Raw genomic sequence first — 1,885 nt, forward strand, 5'->3', positions numbered from 1 at the left:
GGGCAGTTTCATTGACCCAAGCTGTAATGTCACCCAGTGGTCTTTTACTGCTACCCTGGGTCTGTTAATGATAGCGCTTAATTTATCAGTACCCATAGATGTGTTGTGGTTTAAAGGGCAATTACATCCTATTTATCTAGCCATCATCACTATCGGTGTATTTTGGTGGATAGTCAGCAGCGCATTGGTGTTCAGTTTTCCTAAAAGTGCCAAAATATGGAAAGACAGCCCTATGCTGAAATCCATGTTTGGCCAGTTAACTCTCATCCCGTGTTTTGCCTCTTTAATCGCACTCAAATCGTTAAGCAGTAACGTTCATCCCTATTATGGTGGTGCATTAGTGTTTATCGTTATGTTAGTGGTTTGGGCGACTGACACCGGTGCTTATTTTGCTGGGCGTAAGTTAGGTAAACATAAATTGATGCCGAGTGTGAGTCCTGCCAAGACGCTTGAAGGTTTAGCCGGTGGTTTAATTACCACTATGGTAGTGGTTGCGGGCATTATGTATGTTGCGCCAGAACAAGAGCTAGGCTTACTTATTGTGGTGACACTCGTCACGGCTCTGGCTTCTGCTTTTGGTGACTTGTCTGAAAGCATGTTCAAACGCGCTGCAAACATTAAAGATTCTGGCACCATCTTACCTGGTCATGGTGGTATTTTAGACCGTATCGACAGTCTGACTGCAGCATTGCCAGTATTTACCTTTATCTACATTGCCATGTGGATGTGATGCCAATGCAAAATATGGTGATTTTAGGGGCTACTGGCTCAATAGGCGCTAGCACCTTAAGTGTGATGGTAAATAACCCTGCCGATTTTCATGTCTATGGATTAGTGGCCAATGCCAGTGTTCAAAAAATGCTGGCCTTGTGTATTACCCATCAGCCTGAGTATGCTCATATGGTGGATGAGAACGCCGCTATGGAGCTTAAATCATTATTGCCTAATCACTGCGTTACTCAAGTGACTACAGGTGCTGAGGCGTTAAATGCGTTAGTGACCGACAGTCGTACCGATACCGTTATGGCGGCTATTGTTGGCGCTGCGGGTTTAGTACCGACATTTGACGCTGTTAAAGCAGGTAAGCGGGTGTTGCTAGCCAACAAAGAAGCACTGGTTATGTCGGGTGAGTTATTTATGCACACGGCTAGAGCATCAGGTGCGACAGTGCTACCTGTCGACAGCGAGCACAATGCCATATTTCAATGTTTACCAACCAATGTCCAAGCGCAACTCGGTTATTGTGACTTAAGTGCCAATGGCATATCACATATTTTACTAACAGGTTCTGGTGGACCGTTTTTAAACACTGATTTAGCCACCTTAAGTGCGATGACACCAGCTCAAGCTTGTAATCACCCTAATTGGTCCATGGGGCCTAAAATCTCGGTTGATTCAGCCACGATGATGAATAAAGGCTTAGAGTTTATCGAAGCGCGTTGGCTGTTTAATACGCAAGCTGAACAGCTCAAAGTGGTGATCCATCCTCAAAGCGTGATCCATTCAATGGTGCAATACCGTGATGGTTCTGTTATTGCGCAAATGGGCAACCCCGATATGCGCACTCCTATTGCTCATTGTATGAGCTATCCGCAAAGAATTGGCGCTGGCGTTGAACCTTTGGATTTTTTCAAAGTCGGACAGTTAAGCTTTTGTGAACCTGACTTTGATCGTTTTCCATGTTTACGCTTAGCGATGCAAGCGTGTGAGCAAGGGCAAGAAGCGACCACAGTATTGAATGCAGCTAATGAAATTGCTGTCGATTCATTTTTAAAAGGCCGAATTCGTTTTACTGATATTGCTAACGTTAATTATCGTTGTTTAGACTCGGTGCAACAAACACGTTTAGACAGTATTGAAGATATATTACAGCTTGATGAGCAAG

2 protein-coding genes are annotated in these 1,885 nt (G+C 44.3%); both read left to right on the forward strand.

Annotation, left to right across the window (positions count from 1 at the left end; genetic code table 11):
* The coding region (locus CXF78_RS15900) for a phosphatidate cytidylyltransferase (protein ID WP_102037328.1) at positions 1-730 on the forward strand (730 nt) is incomplete at its 5' end.
* 5 nt (positions 731-735) lie between these two features.
* Positions 736-1,885: 1-deoxy-D-xylulose-5-phosphate reductoisomerase (gene ispC / locus CXF78_RS15905; RefSeq protein WP_102037329.1), on the forward strand; the 1,150-nt coding region annotated here is incomplete at its 3' end.

The sequence above is a fragment of the Shewanella sp. 11B5 genome (assembly GCF_002836795.1).
GTDB lineage: Bacteria > Pseudomonadota > Gammaproteobacteria > Enterobacterales > Shewanellaceae > Shewanella > Shewanella frigidimarina.